Here is an 18,715-nt window from a genome sequence, read left to right on the forward strand (position 1 = left end):
TTAACTATATACTCTTCGCTAGGCTCTTTGCTTAGTTGAGAGGAAAGCTTTGCTGCGGTCGTGGCGGAATTGGTAGACGCACCAGATTTAGGTTCTGGCGCCGAGAGGTGTGAGAGTTCAAGTCTCTCCGACCGCACCATCATTGAATAGAACCCAGCTTTTTAGCTGGGTTTTGTTTTATCTGGAATATGCAATTCTGCTAGCCAAGTCACCAAGTATTCTCTTCTATAACCTCACTTTTAATACGATTTTATAAGACAATGTCTGCTCCACTTTCTAATTGAGTATGACTACCTATGAAAACCCTCCCATTAACGATCGGTTGCTACACGGATACGCCAAGTAAAAGCCAAGGTGTCTATCAAACTCAGTTAGATCTAGAAACAGGGAAACTATTACCTCTAGAGCTTATTGCCGAATGTCATAACCCCTCTTTTGTCACCGCGACAAAGTCTGGAATCTATACAGCATCTGAGGTTGAGCAAAAGAAACTGCCGAAACTCATTCATATACCTAATGTTGATTCACAAATCGCGTCCAATACAGGCCTTATCTCGGGAGATCACCCCTGCCACGTTGCGATAGATCCACACAATAAATTTGCTATCACTTCCCAATACTCGTCAGGTACATTTGATATCTTTAGCTTAAGTATCAATGGCAACATCGATAAACGACTCAAAACAATCAAGATGGTTGGCTCAGGGCCGAACAAAGAGAGACAAACTAGCCCACACGCCCATCAATGTTTGTTCTTACAAAACTCACCACAGTTTGTGACTGTCGATCTCGGCACCGATCGAATCAACTTCTATTGCTTTGACGAAGAGCAAGAAGAGTTCCTTGATGAGCCAATGCAGTCTATTAAAGCGCCCGCAGGAAATGGAACTCGTCACCTAATCTTCAACAAAGCTGAAGACAAAGCCTATGTAATCTGTGAGCTCTCTGAAACGATATTGATTTTGGAAAAGTCTTTAGGTATTTGGAATATAGTGGATGAGGTTGATGCCTTACCTAATATGGAGAAGGGAGAAGCCGCAGCTGCGATTAAGCTATCCCCTGATGAACAATTCCTTTATGTGTCATGTCGACACCAATCAAGAATCAGCAGCTTCAGTGTCGACTCTGAGGCTCAAAAACTGACTTTCATTGATAGCTACGACACTGAAGGTAAATTCCCAAGAGACTTCCATATAACTGACGATGGGAAATGGCTTATCGCCGCCAACCAGCACTCCAACAACATCACCTCATTCAAGCGAGATAATGAGGATGGGTCTTTGGTTTATACAGGGTACTCGTTAGACCTTGATGCACCAGTTTGTGTCACTCAGCAACAATAAGCATTACAGCAAAAACAAAAAAGGAGAGCATCGGCTCTCCTTCTCTATATAAATAACCTGATCTAACCGTTTTAAAGGCCCAAGGCGTATTTCAATACTTGAGCTTTAATCGGCCCTGAACTTTCCGCTAATTTTAGTGCAGCATTGCGGACAAACTTTAGAGGGCCAATGTCATTACTGAAAGTTTTATAGAAGAAGTCCATTCCACTCTGCATCATTAAGTTGTCACTTCTTCTCATCACTTCATAGCGTCTTGCTACAGATTGATTCAATTCGCCTTTTTCATTGGTGACATCCAATAGTACTGAAACATCTTTAAAGCCCAAGTTGACGCCCTGCCCTGCTAAAGGGTTAATCGTGTGCGCTGAATCACCGACTAAAATGCAATTATTCTTCGAGTATGATTGAGCATGACGTCGTGTCAGAGGAAAAGATCCAGAATTCAATACCTTGATATCACCTAGCTCTTTAGGAAAGTTAGCAAGTACTTCATTTCGCAATTTTTCAGGGGTCATCGATGATAATTGCTTAATGCGAGATGGGGAGTCATACCAGACCAACGATCCCTGCCCGACTTCTTGACCGTCAGAGGTTAGAGAACATAATGGCAAAAATGAACGAGGACCACTTGGTAGGAATTGCTGCCAAGTAATATCTTGTTGAGGCTGCTCGGTTTCGACATTGATAAGCATGCAGTGCTGTCGGTAATCCCAAGCGGTAATACCAATCCCAGCTTGCTGACGAACGGCTGAATTCGCGCCATCAGCACCAATCACCCACTTCGCTGACAACTCAGCTCCTGATTGAAGCTTAACGATATTGGTTTCACCAAACTCAATCTCATCCAGCTTTTCTGGGCATAACAGTTCGAGATTGTCGTAGGCATCAAATTGAGACCATAATCCTAGTTGAATGAGCCTATTCTCAACGATATAGCCTAGACGGGGCAGATCCAGTGATGCAGCCTCAAATCGAGTACGACACTCTGGATGCTCCCACGTTTCTAAACGCTTGTAAGAACACACGCGCATCGCTGCGATATTTTGCCACGCACCAAGATCTTCAAGTAAATCGACCGATGCTTGAGAAATCGCAGACACACGAATATCCATCGCTTGTGACTCATCAAAAGCTTGTGGGGCAAAACCTTCGATCACCGCAACACTCAGCCCTTGCTTTGCAAAGCCGACCGCTGTTGCTGCGCCAACCATGCCGCCACCGACTACCACAATATCGTAACTGTTCATATTTTGTACTTATCAGTTTGATTCTTTGACTGTTTTTGATTGTACTTTTTCATAACTAACTTGTAACCAAAAACCTTATTCGAAAAAAGGGTTATCCCTTATGGTATATGGCGTTAACAATAATAAAAACCACTACATAAGAGATTTGTTCAGACTACTAGTCAGTCGGTTTTGAAACCAGTACAATACGCCGCTTGCCGCTAGAGCCAGTCATAAAATTGAATACCTAATTATGACAAACAATGCTGGCGGATGAATAATGGGCGATTTGCTCCCTTAAATTAAACTAACGATCGAGCGAACATATAATGAGTAAGAAACTGCTAATTAAAACTTGGGGCTGTCAGATGAATGAATACGATTCATCAAAAATGGCCGACCTGCTTAACGCTGCAAATGGCTATGAGCTAACTGAAGTACCTGAGGAAGCAGACGTACTACTATTGAATACTTGTTCTATCCGCGAAAAAGCGCAAGAAAAAGTATTCCACCAGCTTGGTCGTTGGAAAACGCTTAAAGATAAAAAAGAAGGTGTGGTGATCGGTGTGGGTGGCTGTGTAGCAACTCAGGAAGGCGACCACATTCGTCAACGTGCACCGTACGTAGACGTTATCTTTGGCCCACAAACATTACACCGTCTGCCAGAGATGATTAAGTCATCACTGTCTAACGAAAAACCAGTAATGGATATCTCATTCCCTGAGATCGAAAAGTTCGATAACTTGCCGGAACCTAAAGCAGACGGCGCAACAGCCTACGTTTCTATCATGGAAGGCTGCTCTAAGTACTGTACTTACTGTGTTGTTCCATATACTCGTGGTGAAGAAGTTAGCCGTCCAATGGATGATGTACTCTACGAAGTTGCACAACTGGCAGAGCAAGGCGTACGTGAAGTAAACCTACTAGGCCAAAACGTAAACGCATTCCGTGGCCCTACTTACGAAGGCGACATCTGCACATTTGCAGAACTACTTCGCCTAGTTGCGTCTATCGATGGTATCGACCGTATTCGTTTCACTACAAGTCACCCGCTTGAATTTGGTGATGACATCATTGAAGTTTACAAAGATACGCCAGAGCTAGTGAGCTTCTTACACTTGCCGGTACAAAGTGGTAGTGACCGTATTCTTACGATGATGAAACGCCCGCATACGGCAATCGAGTACAAGTCTATTATCCGCAAACTGCGTAAAGCTCGTCCTGATATTCAAATCAGCTCTGACTTTATTGTTGGTTTCCCTGGTGAATCTAAGCAAGACTTCCAAGATACAATGAAGCTAATTAAAGAAGTTGATTTCGATATGAGCTTCAGCTTTGTTTTCTCTCCTCGTCCAGGTACACCTGCCGCAGATTATCCATGTGATGTGCCAGCACAAGAGAAGAAAGATCGCCTGTGGGAGCTGCAACAGACAGTAAACACACAAGCTATGCGTTTCTCTCGCCTAATGCTAGGTACAGAGCAGCGTATCCTTGTTGAAGGTCCATCAAGAAAGAATCTAATGGAACTGCGTGGCCGTACTGAAAACAGCCGTGTTGTGAACTTCGAAGGTTCTGCTGATCTTATCGGACAGTTCGTAGATGTGAAGATCACTGAGGTTTACACCAACTCACTACGTGGTGAGCTAGTTCGCACAGAAAAAGACATGGGTCTACGCGTTGTAATGACTCCAGCAGAAATGATGGAAAAAACAAAACGTGAAGACGAGCTAGGTGTAGCAACATTTACGCCATAGCCAATACAACTGTTTGAGCACAAAGCGCAAACACAAAGCTTGAAATTACCTAACTAAGTGACCATCTTAGAAATAGGGATATCACCATCAGAAGCCCGGTCTAAATCGGGCTTCTTGCTCTTTTTTTTATTTAAGAGTGAGTGGCACAAAATGAGAGGCTAATTTGAGCAATAAAATCGTTACCTTAGAGATAAATCTAGAGCCAGCAGACAACAAGCGCTTGGCAAGTTTATGCGGACCATTCGACGACAACATCAAGCACCTTGAGCGTCGTCTGGGTGTTGAGATTAATTACCGTAGCAACTTTTTCACCATTGTCGGTAAGCCTCACACAACTGCCGCAGCTTTAGACATCATCAAACACCTCTATGTTGAAACGGCTCCAGTTAAAGGCAACATAATCGATATCGAACCAGAGCAAGTGCATCTGGCGGTCACTGAGTCTGGCATTTTGGAGCAACACGTCGAGTCTGAAATCGACTACGGCAAAGAAGTGACCATTAAGACTAAAAAAGGCGTCATCAAACCACGCACACCAAATCAAGCTCAATACCTAATGAACATGGTCACTCATGACATCACCTTTGGTATTGGACCTGCTGGTACTGGTAAAACGTACTTAGCTGTTGCGGCTGCGGTTGATGCACTTGAACGTCAAGAAGTTCGTCGAATCCTACTGACTCGCCCTGCTGTTGAAGCTGGTGAGAAGCTTGGTTTCCTGCCGGGTGATTTAAGCCAAAAAGTGGATCCGTATTTACGTCCACTTTACGATGCACTGTTTGAGATGCTTGGCTTCGAGCGTGTTGAGAAACTGATTGAGCGCAACGTGATTGAAGTTGCGCCACTGGCTTACATGCGTGGTCGTACATTAAATGATGCGTTTATCATTCTTGATGAGAGCCAAAACACCACGGTAGAACAGATGAAGATGTTCTTAACCCGTATCGGTTTTAACTCACGCGCTGTGATCACAGGTGATATTACGCAAATCGATTTACCTCGAGGAGCTAAGTCAGGTCTACGTCATGCAACTGAAGTACTCAACGAAGTGGATGACATTAGCTTTAACTTCTTCATGTCTGAAGACGTCGTTCGCCACCCTGTCGTTGCTCGTATCGTCAATGCGTACGAGAAGTGGGAAGCAAAAGACCAGAAAGAACGCAAAGAGTTTGAAAAGCGTAAACGTGAAGAGCGTGAAGCCAAACTTCTTGAAGCTCAGCAAGCCGTTACGACACAATTAGCAACACAAAATAGCTCTGTAATTACAGAACAAGGTGATAAATAGATGTCTATTGAACTAGACCTGCAAATAGCGGTCGAAAATGAGCAAGGGCTTCCAACTGAGCAAGATATTCAGCTTTGGTTGGACAAAACAATTCCTCAGTTTCAAGAGAATGCCGAGCTCACCGTTCGTATTGTTGATACAGAAGAGAGCCACCAGCTCAATCATGACTACCGTGGAAAAGATAAGCCAACTAACGTGCTGTCTTTCCCATTTGAAGTACCACCAGGAATGGAATTAGATCTACTGGGTGACCTCATTATCTGCCGCCAAGTTGTCGAAAAAGAAGCAGAAGAGCAAAATAAGCCTCTGCTAGCACACTGGGCTCATATGGTTGTACATGGCAGTCTGCATCTGCTAGGTTATGATCATATCGAAGATGATGAAGCTGAAGAGATGGAGTCACTCGAGACAGAAATCATGCAAACTATGGGGTTTGAAGACCCTTATATTCTAGAAAAGTAAATTGATTCTAGTAAAGTAGGTTGCAGAGAAACAATAACTCATCGAACCTGTGATTTTCGCAGGAATCTGAGTTGTAACGTGTGCTATCACACTTCTGGTAGCGTTATTTTTTGAGAAATCATGAACGAAGGTAACCCCCCCACTTCTGAGGGAAGTAAAAAATCTGAAGGTCCGAGTAGAAAGTCCTTCTTTGAACGCCTAGGCCAACTATTTCAAGGTGAAGTAAAAGATCGCCAAGAGCTCGTAGATGTAATCCGCGACTCAGAAATTAATGACCTAATTGACCACGACACGCGCGACATGCTCGAGGGTGTTATGGAAATTTCAGAGATGCGAGTACGCGATATCATGCTGCCTCGCTCTCAAATGGTTACAGTTGAACGCACCGATGATTTAGATACATTGATTGCGCTTATTACTGATGCTCAACACTCTCGCTACCCAGTGATCAGTGAAGATAAAGACCATGTTGAAGGCATTCTATTAGCGAAGGACCTACTTAAGTATTTGGGTTCAGAAAGTGCCCCATTTGATATCGAACAAGTGATTCGCCCTGTCGTGGTTGTTCCTGAAAGTAAGCGAGTTGATCGCCTGCTCAAGGAGTTCCAAGAAGAGCGTTACCACATGTCTATCGTTGTCGATGAGTTTGGCGGTGTTTCTGGCCTGGTAACCATTGAAGATATCCTCGAAGAAATCGTTGGTGAAATTGAAGACGAGTTCGACGATGAAGAAGAGCTAGATATTCGTAAGCTGAGTAAGCATACCTATTCGGTTAAAGCTTTAACCACCATTGAAGAGTTCAACGATACGTTTAACACTTCCTTCAGTGATGATGAAGTCGATACTGTGGGTGGTATGGTAATGACAGCACTCGGTCACCTGCCTGTTCGTGGCGAAATTGTAGAAATCGGAAACTACCATTTCAAAATAACATCCGCAGATAACCGTCGTGTGATTCAGCTACAGGTAACCATCCCTGACGAGCAGCCTCTTCCGACTATCGAAGAATAACAACTTCTCTCTAAAGAGATGACAGAAATTAGATGACTAAGACCTTTATTCATCGCCTATTACGGCCGCTTGCGGCCGTTTTTGTTGGCGCTATAACCACCCTTTCATTCGCTCCATATTCAATATGGCCTCTTGCTATTATCAGCCCAGCTTTGTTGCTGTTACTGATCCATAACCGTTCTCCTAAAAGTGCGCTTTGGATTGGCTACGGATGGGGTTTAGGCCAATTCGCAACAGGTATCAGCTGGGTATACGTCAGCATCGATCATTTTGGCGGCATGCCACTGGCAGCCAACCTGTTTTTGATGGCTTTGCTCATTGGCTACCTAGCGGTTTATTCAGGCCTATTTACCTGGAGCTTAAACAAGTACTTCCCTGCTAATAACCTAAGCCGCTTTTTCCTCGCAGCTCCTGCATTGTGGTTAATCAGTGATTGGCTACGTGGTTGGGTAATGACGGGCTTTCCTTGGCTTTGGCTTGGCTACAGCCAAATCGATTCTCCACTAGGCTCGTTTGCACCGATTGGCGGTGTCGAGTTAATTACTCTGGCAGTCATTGTCTCTGCATCTGCACTCGCTTATATGGTTATCAATAAAGCATGGAGTGTTGGCATCATCCCTGCAATCGTATTCAGTGCAGGTTTTGGCATTCGAAATATCGATTGGGTGACACCGAACCCTGAAAAAACAACCTCAGTGGTATTGATTCAAGGCAATGTAGATCAAGACAGTAAATGGCTACCAAGCCACCGCTGGCCTACGATGATGAAGTACACAGATCTAAGTAGAGAAAACTGGGATGCCGATATCATCATTTGGCCTGAAGCCGCTATTCCAGCATTCGAAGTTGAGATTCCATCTTTCTTACGTAACTTAGATAGCGCAGCGAAGATGAACAACAGCTCAATCATCACTGGCGTACTCAATCAGTCTGAAGATAAGAAGTACTACAACAGCGTTCTTTCTCTAGGTGTCAATCCATACGGTGAATACAGCTACGATCCAGACGAACGCTACCATAAACATCACCTATTGCCATTTGGTGAGTTTGTGCCGTTTGAAGATATCTTGCGCCCATTGGCACCGTTCTTCAACTTGCCGATGTCATCATTTAGCCGTGGCGATTTTGTTCAACCAAACATCGTGGCAAATGGCCGTCACTTAGCGCCTGCGTTGTGTTATGAAATCGTCTTTAATGATCAAGTTAGACAAAGCGTGACTGATGAGACGGACTTTATTTTAACGCTCTCTAACGATGCGTGGTTTGGTCGTTCGATTGGCCCACTGCAACATATGGAAATCGCACAAATGCGTGCTCTGGAGCTTGGTAAGCCAGTGATTCGCTCAACCAACAATGGTGTGACGGCAGTAACCGATTACAAAGGCAACATCATCAAGCAAATACCTCAGTTTGAAACGGCCGTATTAAAAGCTGATCTCATTTCAACTGATGGGCAAACGCCTTTTCACGCAGTTGGTACTTGGCCACTGTATATCTGGGCGATGCTCAGCTTGGTGATTGGCTGGGTAATTAGAAAGCCAAAGAGCTAGATTAGAAATTCGAAGAAAGTGATTTTAGGGTTGGCTGATTGGGTCAACCCTTTTTTATTGCTGCGGTGTAAAGTTGATGGTGCTATGGCTATAGTGTTTATGACTTAAGTGTTTACGGCTTAAGTGCTTTACGGCTAAACCCTGTCGCCCCACACTTGATACATGGAATGATATTGGTCGGGTGGTTGTATTCGGTTTGATGTCCACACTCATCACAGACAAGCGTCCCGAGCCCGATAACCTCATCCGCTTGATACAACCCTTGATGTTCTAAGTCTTGGAACAATTCAACCCATTCCACCTTAGTGCGATCAGTGATATCCAACAATCCTTGCCAAATAGAATCTGTGATCATCAAATAAAATGGACCACCTTTACTCTCTTCATAACTTTCGGAAAACTCTTTTAAGTCCGACTTCACATAGGCCGAGATCAATGAGAGCTCATCTTTGGTCATATCATTGGCTGCTTTCGCATACTTACCTGACGTTTCGATTTTGTTGTTAAGCTCTTCAGGACTATGCTTCAGCGTTTCTATCACCTCTTCGACGACTTCTTCATAGAGTGCTTTTTTCTTCGGCATAACGACCTCCTTAAGATGACCAAGCTTTATCTTAGTGAACGGGGCCGTAGTTAAGCGACCAGTTCCTAACAAACAAATGCAATTCATACCCTTAAGTATAGCTGTCCTAAGTAATTTGGTTGAATTTACGCAATCAACCGTGCTGCAACTGCAAGTATGAAGGGTATAACTATTGTTGTACTAAGCTCCTTTAGGTATTCTATGACGATCTGTAAGATTCTGTTCTAACCGAACTCACAAATTCCAAGATAACCGGATACCATCGATGCAAGAACAATATAACCCGCAAGAGATTGAACAAAAGGTTCAACAACACTGGGATGACAGCGAGACTTTCGTTGTAAGTGAAGACCCAAATAAAGAAAAATTCTACTGTCTTTCTATGTTCCCGTACCCAAGTGGTCGACTGCATATGGGTCACGTGCGTAACTACACCATCGGTGATGTGGTATCTCGTTTCCAACGTCTACAAGGCAAAAACGTAATGCAGCCAATCGGTTGGGATGCATTCGGCCTACCTGCAGAAAATGCAGCTGTAAAAAACAACACAGCGCCTGCTCCGTGGACTTACGAAAACATCGAATACATGAAAAACCAGCTTAAGCTTTTAGGCTTTGGTTACGACTGGAAACGTGAATTCGCAACGTGTACACCAGAGTACTACCGTTGGGAACAAGAGTTCTTCACGAAGCTTTACGAACAAGGCCTAGTTTACAAGAAGACATCTTCTGTTAACTGGTGTCCAAACGACCAAACTGTACTAGCGAACGAGCAAGTAGAAGACGGTTGCTGCTGGCGTTGTGACACTCCGGTAGAACAAAAGAAGATCCCACAATGGTTCATTAAGATCACTGAGTACGCTCAAGAGCTACTCGACGATCTGGACAACCTTGAAGGTTGGCCTGAAATGGTTAAGACCATGCAGCGCAACTGGATCGGTCGCTCTGAAGGTGTTGAACTATCTTTCGCTGTTAACGGTGAAGAAGCGCCGCTAGAAGTGTACACAACACGTCCAGACACACTAATGGGTGTTTCTTACGTTGGTATCGCTGCAGGTCACCCTCTTGCAGAGAAAGCATCACTGAACAACCCTGAGCTTGCAGCATTCGTTGAAGAATGTCGTAACACCAAAGTGGCTGAAGCTGAACTCGCAACGATGGAAAAGAAAGGCATGGATACTGGCCTAACAGCTATCCACCCTCTTAACGGTCGTGTTGTTCCTGTTTACGTAGCTAACTTCGTTCTTATGGATTACGGCACAGGTGCTGTAATGGCGGTTCCTGCTCACGATCAACGTGACTACGAATTCGCAACTAAGTACGGCATCAATATCATCCCAGTAATCAAACCTGAAGACGGTTCTGAGCTAGATGTGTCTGAAGCGGCTTACACTGAGAAAGGTGTACTGTTCGATTCTGGCGAGTTCGATGGTCTTGCGTTCCAAGAAGCATTCGATGCAATTGCTGCGAAACTGGAAGCTGAAGGCAAAGGTAAGAAGACTGTAAACTTCCGTCTACGTGACTGGGGTGTTTCTCGTCAACGTTACTGGGGTGCTCCAATCCCAATGGTAACCACTGAAGACGGTGAAGTTCACCCAGTACCAGCGGACCAACTGCCAGTCATTCTTCCAGAAGACGTGGTAATGGATGGCGTAACTAGCCCAATCAAGGCAGATAAGTCTTGGGCTGAAACAACATTCAACGGCGAACCAGCTCTACGTGAGACTGACACGTTCGATACGTTCATGGAGTCTTCATGGTACTACGCACGTTACTGTTCACCACAAGCTGATGACATTCTAGATCCAGAGAAAGCAAACTACTGGTTACCAGTTGACCAATACGTTGGTGGTATCGAGCACGCTTGTATGCACCTGCTTTACTCTCGTTTCTTCCACAAGCTTCTTCGCGATGCGGGTTACGTAACATCTGATGAACCGTTCAAGCAGCTTCTATGTCAAGGCATGGTTCTGGCTGACGCGTTCTATCACACGAACGAGAAAGGAACGAAAGAGTGGATTGCTCCAACTGACGTGACTATCGACCGTGACGCAAAAGGTCGCATTGAAAAAGCTGTCGACAACCAAGGCCGCGACGTTGAACACTCAGGCATGATCAAAATGTCTAAGTCGAAGAACAACGGTATCGACCCACAAGAGATGGTAGACAAGTACGGCGCTGATACAGTACGTCTATTCATGATGTTTGCATCGCCTGCAGACATGACGCTTGAGTGGCAAGAGTCTGGCGTTGAAGGCGCAAATCGCTTCCTTAAGCGTGTTTGGAAACTGGTTCACGCTCACTCTGCTAAGGGTGCAGCTGAAGCTGTTGACGCTTCTGCGCTATCTGGTGACCAGAAAGCACTTCGTCGTGATATCCACAAGACTATCGCGAAAGTAACGGACGATATCGGCCGTCGCCAAACGTTCAACACAGCCATCGCTGCAATCATGGAACTGATGAACAAGCTAGCGAAAGCACCTCAAGAATCTGTACAAGATCGTGCAATCCTTGATGAAGCGCTAAAAGCGGTAGTACGCATGCTTTACCCAATGACTCCACACATCTCTTACGAAATGTGGATTGCTCTGGGTGAATCAAACGTAGACTCAGCAACATGGCCAACGTTTGACGAGAAGGCACTAGTTGAAGACGAGAAGACTATCGTTGTCATGATCAACGGTAAGCTACGTGCGAAACTAACGGTTGCAGCTGACGCGACAGAAGAGCAAGTTCGTGAACTTGGTCTAAACGATGAGAACGCTAAGAAATTCCTAGATGGCTTAACTATCCGTAAAGTTATCTTCGTACCAGGCAAGCTTCTAAACATCGTTGCTAACTAATTTCGTTAGCACAGTACAATTGCTAAAGAATTAACGAACTTAATTCATCAAAAGCAGTCTTTAGACAGGGTGCAACATTGCCCTGTCTACTTATTTAAGTGCTTTAGACTCAGAGCCCTACGATTCGAAAGCTCTAAAGCCTTTAAATAAGTATTCTACCTTCATGAGAGCCATCAAATAATGCGCCTGATTTCACTATCTTCATTGAAAGTTACTGTTGTTGTTTTAACCGTTAGTCTACTGAGTGCCTGTGGTTTCCACTTACGTGGTGACTATTCTGTACCAGAAGAACTCAACAAGATCTCTGTGACCAGCTACGACCAATACAGTACGTTTACACGTATGATGAAAGGTCAGCTACGTATGAATGATGTAGAAATCGTACCGCCTGCAGAAAACACCCCTAATTTACATATTATTAGCGAAAGCGTTAGTGAGCGAACTCTGTCCCTTTACCAGAATACTCGTGCAGCAGAAAAAGAACTGACGCTCAACGCATCATACCGCGTCACGATTCCTGAGTTAGGCTCAAAGACATTCTCAACGAGCGTAACCCGTAGTTACCTAGACAACCCATTAACTGCATTAGCAAAATCTGTTGAGCGCGACATGATCGAAGATGAGATGCGTAAGCTTGCAACAAGTCAAATCCTTCGTCAAATGGCTCGACTAAAAGCGAACATCGCAGCTGATAGCATGGATCTAGATGCGCTAGAAAATGTTCAAGTGAAAGAGCTTGAGAAACAATACAACATCAAGAACGTCGAAATAGATCCAAGTTCTACGGAAACGGCAAAGCCCGTCGAATCAGCTGAACAATAGGTTTATTTGATGCGTATTTTTGCTGACCGCTTATCAGAGCAACTTGCTAAACAGCTAAGTAATGTTTACCTCATTTTCGGTAACGAACCTCTGCTGTTACAAGAGAGCCGAGAAGCGATTCAAAAGGTTGCAAAACAGCAAGGCTTTGATGAACGTCACCGCTTTGCAATTGATAACAGTCTGAACTGGAATCAAGTCTATGACTGTACTCAAGCATTAAGCCTGTTCTCTAGCCGTCAAATCATCGAACTTGAACTGCCGGAATCAGGAGTCAATGCTGCGATAGCCAAAGAGCTACTGGCAATCTCAGAGCATATCCACAGCGATATTCTGTTGGTCTTGATTGGCACGAAGCTAACCAAGGCTCAAGAAAGTGCTAAATGGTTTAAAGCACTGTCTAATCAGGGTCACTGGGTCAGTTGCCTAACGCCAGATGTCAGCCGATTGCCTCAGTTTGTCCAAGCGCGCTGCCGTCAAATCGGCTTATCTCCAGACCCTGAAGCGATTCAAATGTTGGCACAGTGGCACGAGGGTAACCTATTTGCTCTCACTCAAAGCCTAGAAAAGCTAGCGCTCCAATACCCTGACGGAAAACTTACCCTAGTACGCTTAGAAGAATCACTAAGCCGCCACAACCACTTTACTCCATTCCATTGGAGTGACGCGTTACTGGCTGGAAAAGGTAATCGTGCACAACGAATTCTAAGACAACTGGAAGCTGAAGGTGTAGAGCCAGTCATTTTACTGCGTAGCATACAACGTGAACTTGCCTTGCTATTACAAATGCAGCAACAAATGAAACAGATGCCGATCGGCCAAGTATTCGAAAAACATCGTATCTGGCAATCGAAGAAGCCTCTTTATAACGCCGCGCTAACAAGAGTTTCGATATCTCAATTACATTCGTTGTTTGGGTTGCTGACTCAAGCCGAATTGATGACAAAAACTCAATATGAACAGTCGCCTTGGCCACTAATTCATCAGTTAAGCGTAGAGTTTTGTATCCCTTCAGCTTCAATCCCATTTCACGCATAAAAGCGTGGTATATTCTAGGGTCAACAGATCCTAAAAAGCTAAATTCAGATTAAAGGAACACCCCGTGTTACGTGAAGAACTAAAAGATTTTCTTGCAGACAAAGCCGACGACATGAAAGCAGAATCGATTGTTACTATCGATGTAGAAGGCAAATCAAGTGTTACTGATTACATGATTGTTTGTACTGGCACCTCTAAGCGCCATGTTGCCTCTATCGCACAACATGTTGCCGATGAAGTGCTTAAAGCTGGTATGCAACCACTAGGCATGGACGGGCAGCAAGAAGGTGAATGGGTTGTTCTAGATATGGGAACAAGCATGCTTCATGTTATGCAAGAAGAACATCGTGAGCTGTACCAACTAGAAAAACTTTGGGGCTAAGCGTTGAAGATCCAGTTAATCGCAGTTGGTACAAAAATGCCAAAGTGGGTCGAAGAAGGCTTTAAAGAATATAAACGCCGCTTCCCTCATGATATGCCATTAGAACTCATTGAGATCACTGCGGGAAAACGTGGTAAAAATGCTGATATTGCACGTATTCTCCAAAAAGAAGGCGAAGCAATGTTGGCAGCAGTGCCAAAAGGCAACCGCATTGTCACGCTTGATATCCCAGGTAAAAAGTGGGATACCCCACAACTGGCAGAACAATTGGAAAGTTGGAAATTGGATGGACGCGACGTTTCTATCCTTATTGGCGGGCCTGAAGGATTAGCACCTGCGTGTAAAGCGGCTGCAGACCAAAGCTGGTCTCTATCGGCGCTTACTCTCCCTCACCCATTAGTACGCGTTATCATGGCTGAAAGCTTGTATAGAGCTTGGAGCATCACTGCTAACCACCCTTATCATCGAGAATAAGCGTTAATGTTACGTAAACGTAGCCAAATCCGTGATTACAAAGCAGAAGCACGACTATTTACTAGTCGTGCTTTTGTTGCGTTTGCGGGGATCATAGTCATGATGTCGATGTTGGTTGTTAACCTGTACAACATTCAGGTCAACCAATATCAGGACTATAAAACCCGCTCTAACGACAACCGTATCAAGGTCGTTCCCATCGCGCCTAACCGTGGTTTGATTTACGATCGCAACGGTTTACTTCTTGCCGAAAACCGCCCCGTTTTCAACTTAGAAATTACACCCGAAAAAATCAAAGATATGGATGACACGCTCGTCCGTCTACAAACGTTAATAGAGATTCCACCTGAACGTATCGAGCGTTTTAATCGTGATCGCCGCAATTCACGACGCTTCAAGTCAGTGCCAATTCTGAATCAGCTCACCGAAGAGCAAGTTGCGGTCTTCTCTGTAAACCAGCATAAATTTCCGGGTGTTGAGGTAACAGGCACATTAAAGCGTTTTTATCCGTATGGTGATGTACTGACTCACGTTATTGGCTATGTATCGCGCATCAACGATCGCGATATACAACGCTTAGTACGAGAAGAAAAAGACGCCAATTACAAAGCAACACGTGACATCGGTAAACTTGGCATTGAGCGCTACTACGAAGACATGCTGCACGGTACCGCTGGCTATCAAGAAGTCGAAGTAAACAGCCGTGGACGAGTCATTCGCACACTAAAATTTGTCCCTTCGGTTCCGGGCAAAGATATCGTACTTAACTTAGATATCAATCTTCAACTATATGTGCACAAACTGCTCGATGGACGCCGTGGCTCTGCCGTCGTTCTCGACCCGAAAGACAATGGCGTGTTAGCGATGGTGTCTAGCCCAAGCTACGACCCTAATGCATTTGTGCATGGTATCTCCTCTAAAGGTTATAACGCCCTACTACAGAACAAAGATCGACCTTTGGTTAACCGTGCCACATTGGGTATTTATCCACCAGCTTCTACGATCAAACCGTTTATTGCCGTTGCTGCTCTACAAGAAGGTGTGATTACACCAAATACAACGCGTAATGATCCAGGCTATTGGAAAATACCTAACTCTAAAACCAAGCCGTTTCGCGACTGGTTACGTTGGGGACACGGTGTTGTTGATATAGAGAAAGCGATTGAAGAATCAGTTGATACCTTCTTCTACCAAATCTCCTTTGATCTAGGTATCGACCGTTTATCTCAATGGATGATGCTATTCGGCTTTGGTGACTATACAGGCATTGATATTTACGAAGAAAGCAAAGCCAACATGCCAACTCGCGAATGGAAAATGGCAAGACACCGTGTGCCTTGGTACCAAGGTGACACCATCCCTGTTGGTATCGGACAAGGCTATTGGACAGCAACACCGATGCAAATCGCAAAAGCCACGTCTGTATTGGTCAACGAAGGTGAAGTAACAGCGCCTCACCTATTACGTGCGACGATCGATAATGGTCAGCCATTCGATGACCAAACGGTATCAGAGATCGAAACTTATCCTCCAATCACTGGTGTTAAGCAGAAATACTGGGATATCGCGCAAGAAGGAATGAGACTGGTAAACCACGGAAAGAAAGGTACTGCAAGACGTTCATTCCAAAAGATGTCTTACCAAACCGCTGGTAAATCAGGAACTGCGCAAGTATTCGGTCTCAAAGAAGACGAAGAATACAACGCGGACGAAATAGCAGAGCATTTACGCGATCATGCACTCTTTACTGGTTATGCTCCTTTTGAAGATCCAGAAGCGGTTGTGACTATCGTATTAGAAAACGCAGGTGGCGGCTCATCAAATGGCGGCCCTGTCGTTAGAAAAATATTAGACCATATTATTCTCGCTGAAGAAGATGAAAGTAAGGCAACAAAATAATGAAACTTGATCCTTCTACTGGACGAAATAGAGCCTTGTTTGAAAGGCTCCATATCGATCTTCCATTACTGCTCGGTATTCTGGTGTTGATGGGCTTTGCCTTATTGATCATGTACAGCGCCAGCGGACAAAGCCTTGCGATGATGGATCGTCAAGCAATGCGTATGGTGCTGTCTTTAGGTGTCATGATCTTCTTAGCGCAACTTTCGCCTCGTACCTATGAAACCTTGGCCCCGCTGTTATTTGCAGGCGGTGTCATCTTACTCTTGGGCGTGTTGTTCTTTGGTGAGGCATCTAAGGGTGCCCAACGTTGGTTAAATTTCGGTTTTGTTCGATTCCAACCCTCTGAACTATTAAAGCTTGCAGTACCTTTGATGCTGGCTCGATTTATCGGTAAACGATCACTGCCGCCAACCTTTCAAACATTAGCGATCTCGCTAGTAATGGTGTTTGTACCTACCATTTTAATCGCTAAGCAACCCGACTTGGGTACATCCATCCTTATCGCCGCATCCGGTATCTTCGTGATATTCCTAGCTGGTATAAGTTGGAAAATCATTGCTAGTGCCGCCATAGCGTTAGGGGCATTTATCCCAATATTATGGTTCTTTTTGATGCGTGAATATCAAAAAGTACGAGTAAGAACCCTTTTTGATCCTGAATCAGATCCATTAGGTGCGGGCTACCACATCATTCAAAGTAAGATTGCGATAGGTTCTGGTGGTGTATCAGGAAAAGGTTGGCTACAAGGTACTCAATCTCAATTAGAATTCATTCCAGAGCGCCACACTGACTTCATTTTTGCGGTAATTGCCGAAGAATGGGGCATGATTGGTATTTTGTTCTTGCTTGCTATCTACCTATTCATTATTGGACGGGGTTTAGTGCTCGCGAGCCAAGCTCAAACGGCATTTGGTCGAATGATGGGTGGCAGTATTGTACTGAGCTTCTTCGTTTATATCTTTGTAAACATTGGCATGGTAAGCGGTATTCTACCCGTGGTTGGTGTTCCTCTACCTCTCGTCAGCTATGGCGGTACTTCGATGGTTACCCTTATGGCTGGTTTTGGTATTTTAATGTCGATCCATACACACAGAAAAGCATTCTCAAAGGCGACCTAATCGATGTCTATTACAATATTTCAAAGAAAAGCATCTTTGGTTGATGAGCTGCCAATCAAAAAAATAGTCTCTATCCTAGGCTTAGCGATTTTAATCAACGGCTGTTCTTCACAAAAGCCTACCGGTCGCTACGATATTGATTCGGATATTGCACCGGATGCACCTATCTCGGTAGAGCATCTAGAAGATGCTCACCCTCAATATGAACCTTATAGTTTGGGCGGAAACACTAACTACACACTGCGTGGTGAAGACTACAAGATCATAAAAAGAACCGAAGGGTTTACCGAGAAAGGAAAAGCATCTTGGTACGGTAAGAAATTTCATGGCCATTTAACCTCAAATGGCGAGATCTACGACATGTATTCCATGTCTGCAGCACACAAAACATTGCCGATTCCGAGCTATGTAAAAGTGACGAATACCGATAACAATAAAACGACGATTGTTCGTATCAATGACCGAGGCCCATTCCACGAAGGCCGAATCATTGACCTTAGTTATGCGGCAGCTTACAAGCTCGATGTCTTGAGAACCGGCACCGCAAATGTTGAGATAGAAGTCATCACCGTAGCGATGCCAACCGACGTGAATAAAAAGGCCGCTTTGCCGCAATTTATTATTCAGGTCGCAACCTCTCCACATGAAGATAGGACCGAGAAGTTAGCCAAAGATCTAGGCGAAAAGCTAGCTGTAGCAACGTTCTTGCAGCCAAATGACGATAACTACCGTCTGATGCTTGGGCCATTTCATGACTATGCTCTGACTCAAGAAAAATTAGAACAAGTTAAGCTAATGGGTTACCCGTCAGCTTATATAAAAAAACACACACTAACCCGCTAATTAATCTAACAGTTACTTCTGGTAATCAGCGCTCTGGTGTGACAGAGTGATTCTGTTAATATATGAATAGTTCACCAAATAAT

General features: G+C 44.4%; 16 protein-coding genes and 1 tRNA gene. 15 read left to right on the top strand and 2 right to left on the bottom strand.

All coding sequences use genetic code 11. The annotated features are described in order from the left end of the window. Window positions 1-54: 54 nt before the first annotated feature. Window positions 55-139, top strand: a tRNA-Leu gene (locus AACT19_RS00005). Between the two features lie 157 nt (window positions 140-296). Next, window positions 297-1,343, top strand: coding sequence for a lactonase family protein (locus tag AACT19_RS00010; protein ID WP_076644728.1), 1,047 nt, complete (start codon window positions 297-299; stop codon window positions 1,341-1,343). A gap of 71 nt (window positions 1,344-1,414) precedes the next feature. On the opposite strand, the gene AACT19_RS00015 is transcribed toward AACT19_RS00010, so the two are convergent. Next, window positions 1,415-2,590, bottom strand: coding sequence for a 2-octaprenyl-3-methyl-6-methoxy-1,4-benzoquinol hydroxylase (locus AACT19_RS00015; RefSeq protein ID WP_076644729.1), 1,176 nt, complete (start codon window positions 2,588-2,590; stop codon window positions 1,415-1,417). 308 nt (window positions 2,591-2,898) lie between these two features. On the opposite strand from AACT19_RS00015, the gene miaB reads away from it, so the two are divergent. The 5 genes from miaB to lnt all read left to right on the top strand — a co-directional run bounded on the left by miaB (window position 2,899) and on the right by lnt (window position 8,631). Next, complete coding sequence (gene miaB / locus AACT19_RS00020; RefSeq protein WP_004735256.1) at window positions 2,899-4,323, top strand: tRNA (N6-isopentenyl adenosine(37)-C2)-methylthiotransferase MiaB; 1,425 nt, start codon at window positions 2,899-2,901, stop codon at window positions 4,321-4,323. 163 nt (window positions 4,324-4,486) lie between these two features. Next, on the top strand, window positions 4,487-5,608 hold the full coding sequence (locus AACT19_RS00025; protein ID WP_017087693.1) for a PhoH family protein: 1,122 nt from the start codon (window positions 4,487-4,489) through the stop codon (window positions 5,606-5,608). Next, on the top strand, window positions 5,609-6,070 hold the full coding sequence (gene ybeY / locus AACT19_RS00030; RefSeq protein WP_004735254.1) for an rRNA maturation RNase YbeY: 462 nt from the start codon (window positions 5,609-5,611) through the stop codon (window positions 6,068-6,070). It begins immediately after the preceding gene. Window positions 6,071-6,190: 120 nt separating this feature from the next. Next, window positions 6,191-7,081, top strand: a complete 891-nt coding sequence (gene corC, locus AACT19_RS00035) for a CNNM family magnesium/cobalt transport protein CorC (RefSeq protein WP_004735253.1) — start codon at window positions 6,191-6,193, stop codon at window positions 7,079-7,081. A gap of 32 nt (window positions 7,082-7,113) precedes the next feature. Further along, on the top strand, window positions 7,114-8,631 hold the full coding sequence (gene lnt, locus AACT19_RS00040; RefSeq protein ID WP_017087694.1) for an apolipoprotein N-acyltransferase: 1,518 nt from the start codon (window positions 7,114-7,116) through the stop codon (window positions 8,629-8,631). 112 nt (window positions 8,632-8,743) lie between these two features. Here the strand turns inward: lnt and AACT19_RS00045 are convergent, their stop codons facing one another. Beyond that, window positions 8,744-9,214, bottom strand: coding sequence for a zinc ribbon-containing protein (locus AACT19_RS00045; protein ID WP_004735251.1), 471 nt, complete (start codon window positions 9,212-9,214; stop codon window positions 8,744-8,746). 265 nt (window positions 9,215-9,479) lie between these two features. Here AACT19_RS00045 and leuS point away from each other — a divergent pair, with 265 nt between their 5' ends. From leuS to AACT19_RS00085, 8 genes are all read left to right on the top strand, one after another. After that, window positions 9,480-12,056: a leucine--tRNA ligase gene (gene leuS, locus AACT19_RS00050; protein WP_076644730.1), complete on the top strand. Its 2,577-nt coding sequence runs from the start codon at window positions 9,480-9,482 to the stop codon at window positions 12,054-12,056. Between the two features lie 180 nt (window positions 12,057-12,236). Continuing rightward, window positions 12,237-12,878, top strand: coding sequence for an LPS-assembly lipoprotein LptE (locus tag AACT19_RS00055; protein WP_065682573.1), 642 nt, complete (start codon window positions 12,237-12,239; stop codon window positions 12,876-12,878). Between the two features lie 9 nt (window positions 12,879-12,887). Beyond that, window positions 12,888-13,913: a DNA polymerase III subunit delta gene (holA, locus tag AACT19_RS00060; RefSeq protein WP_076644731.1), complete on the top strand. Its 1,026-nt coding sequence runs from the start codon at window positions 12,888-12,890 to the stop codon at window positions 13,911-13,913. Window positions 13,914-13,977: 64 nt separating this feature from the next. Beyond that, window positions 13,978-14,295 (top strand): ribosome silencing factor, encoded by a 318-nt coding sequence (gene rsfS / locus AACT19_RS00065; protein WP_076644732.1) that lies wholly within the window; start codon window positions 13,978-13,980, stop codon window positions 14,293-14,295. A 3-nt stretch (window positions 14,296-14,298) separates the two neighbouring features. Then, window positions 14,299-14,769, top strand: a complete 471-nt coding sequence (gene rlmH / locus AACT19_RS00070) for a 23S rRNA (pseudouridine(1915)-N(3))-methyltransferase RlmH (RefSeq protein WP_004735246.1) — start codon at window positions 14,299-14,301, stop codon at window positions 14,767-14,769. A gap of 6 nt (window positions 14,770-14,775) precedes the next feature. Continuing rightward, window positions 14,776-16,668 carry a penicillin-binding protein 2 gene (mrdA, locus tag AACT19_RS00075; protein WP_076644733.1) on the top strand — a complete coding sequence of 631 codons (1,893 nt, stop codon included), beginning with the start codon at window positions 14,776-14,778 and terminating at the stop codon, window positions 16,666-16,668. Then, complete coding sequence (rodA, locus tag AACT19_RS00080; RefSeq protein ID WP_004735244.1) at window positions 16,668-17,789, top strand: rod shape-determining protein RodA; 1,122 nt, start codon at window positions 16,668-16,670, stop codon at window positions 17,787-17,789. Before mrdA ends, rodA begins: the two co-directional genes overlap by 1 nt. A gap of 3 nt (window positions 17,790-17,792) precedes the next feature. Then, entirely contained in the window at window positions 17,793-18,632 is an 840-nt protein-coding gene (locus AACT19_RS00085; protein ID WP_076644734.1) for a septal ring lytic transglycosylase RlpA family protein, read from the top strand. The last annotated feature ends 83 nt before the right edge of the window (window positions 18,633-18,715 follow it).

Source organism: Vibrio sp. 10N.222.47.A9 (assembly GCF_963872585.1).
Lineage (GTDB): Bacteria > Pseudomonadota > Gammaproteobacteria > Enterobacterales > Vibrionaceae > Vibrio > Vibrio splendidus.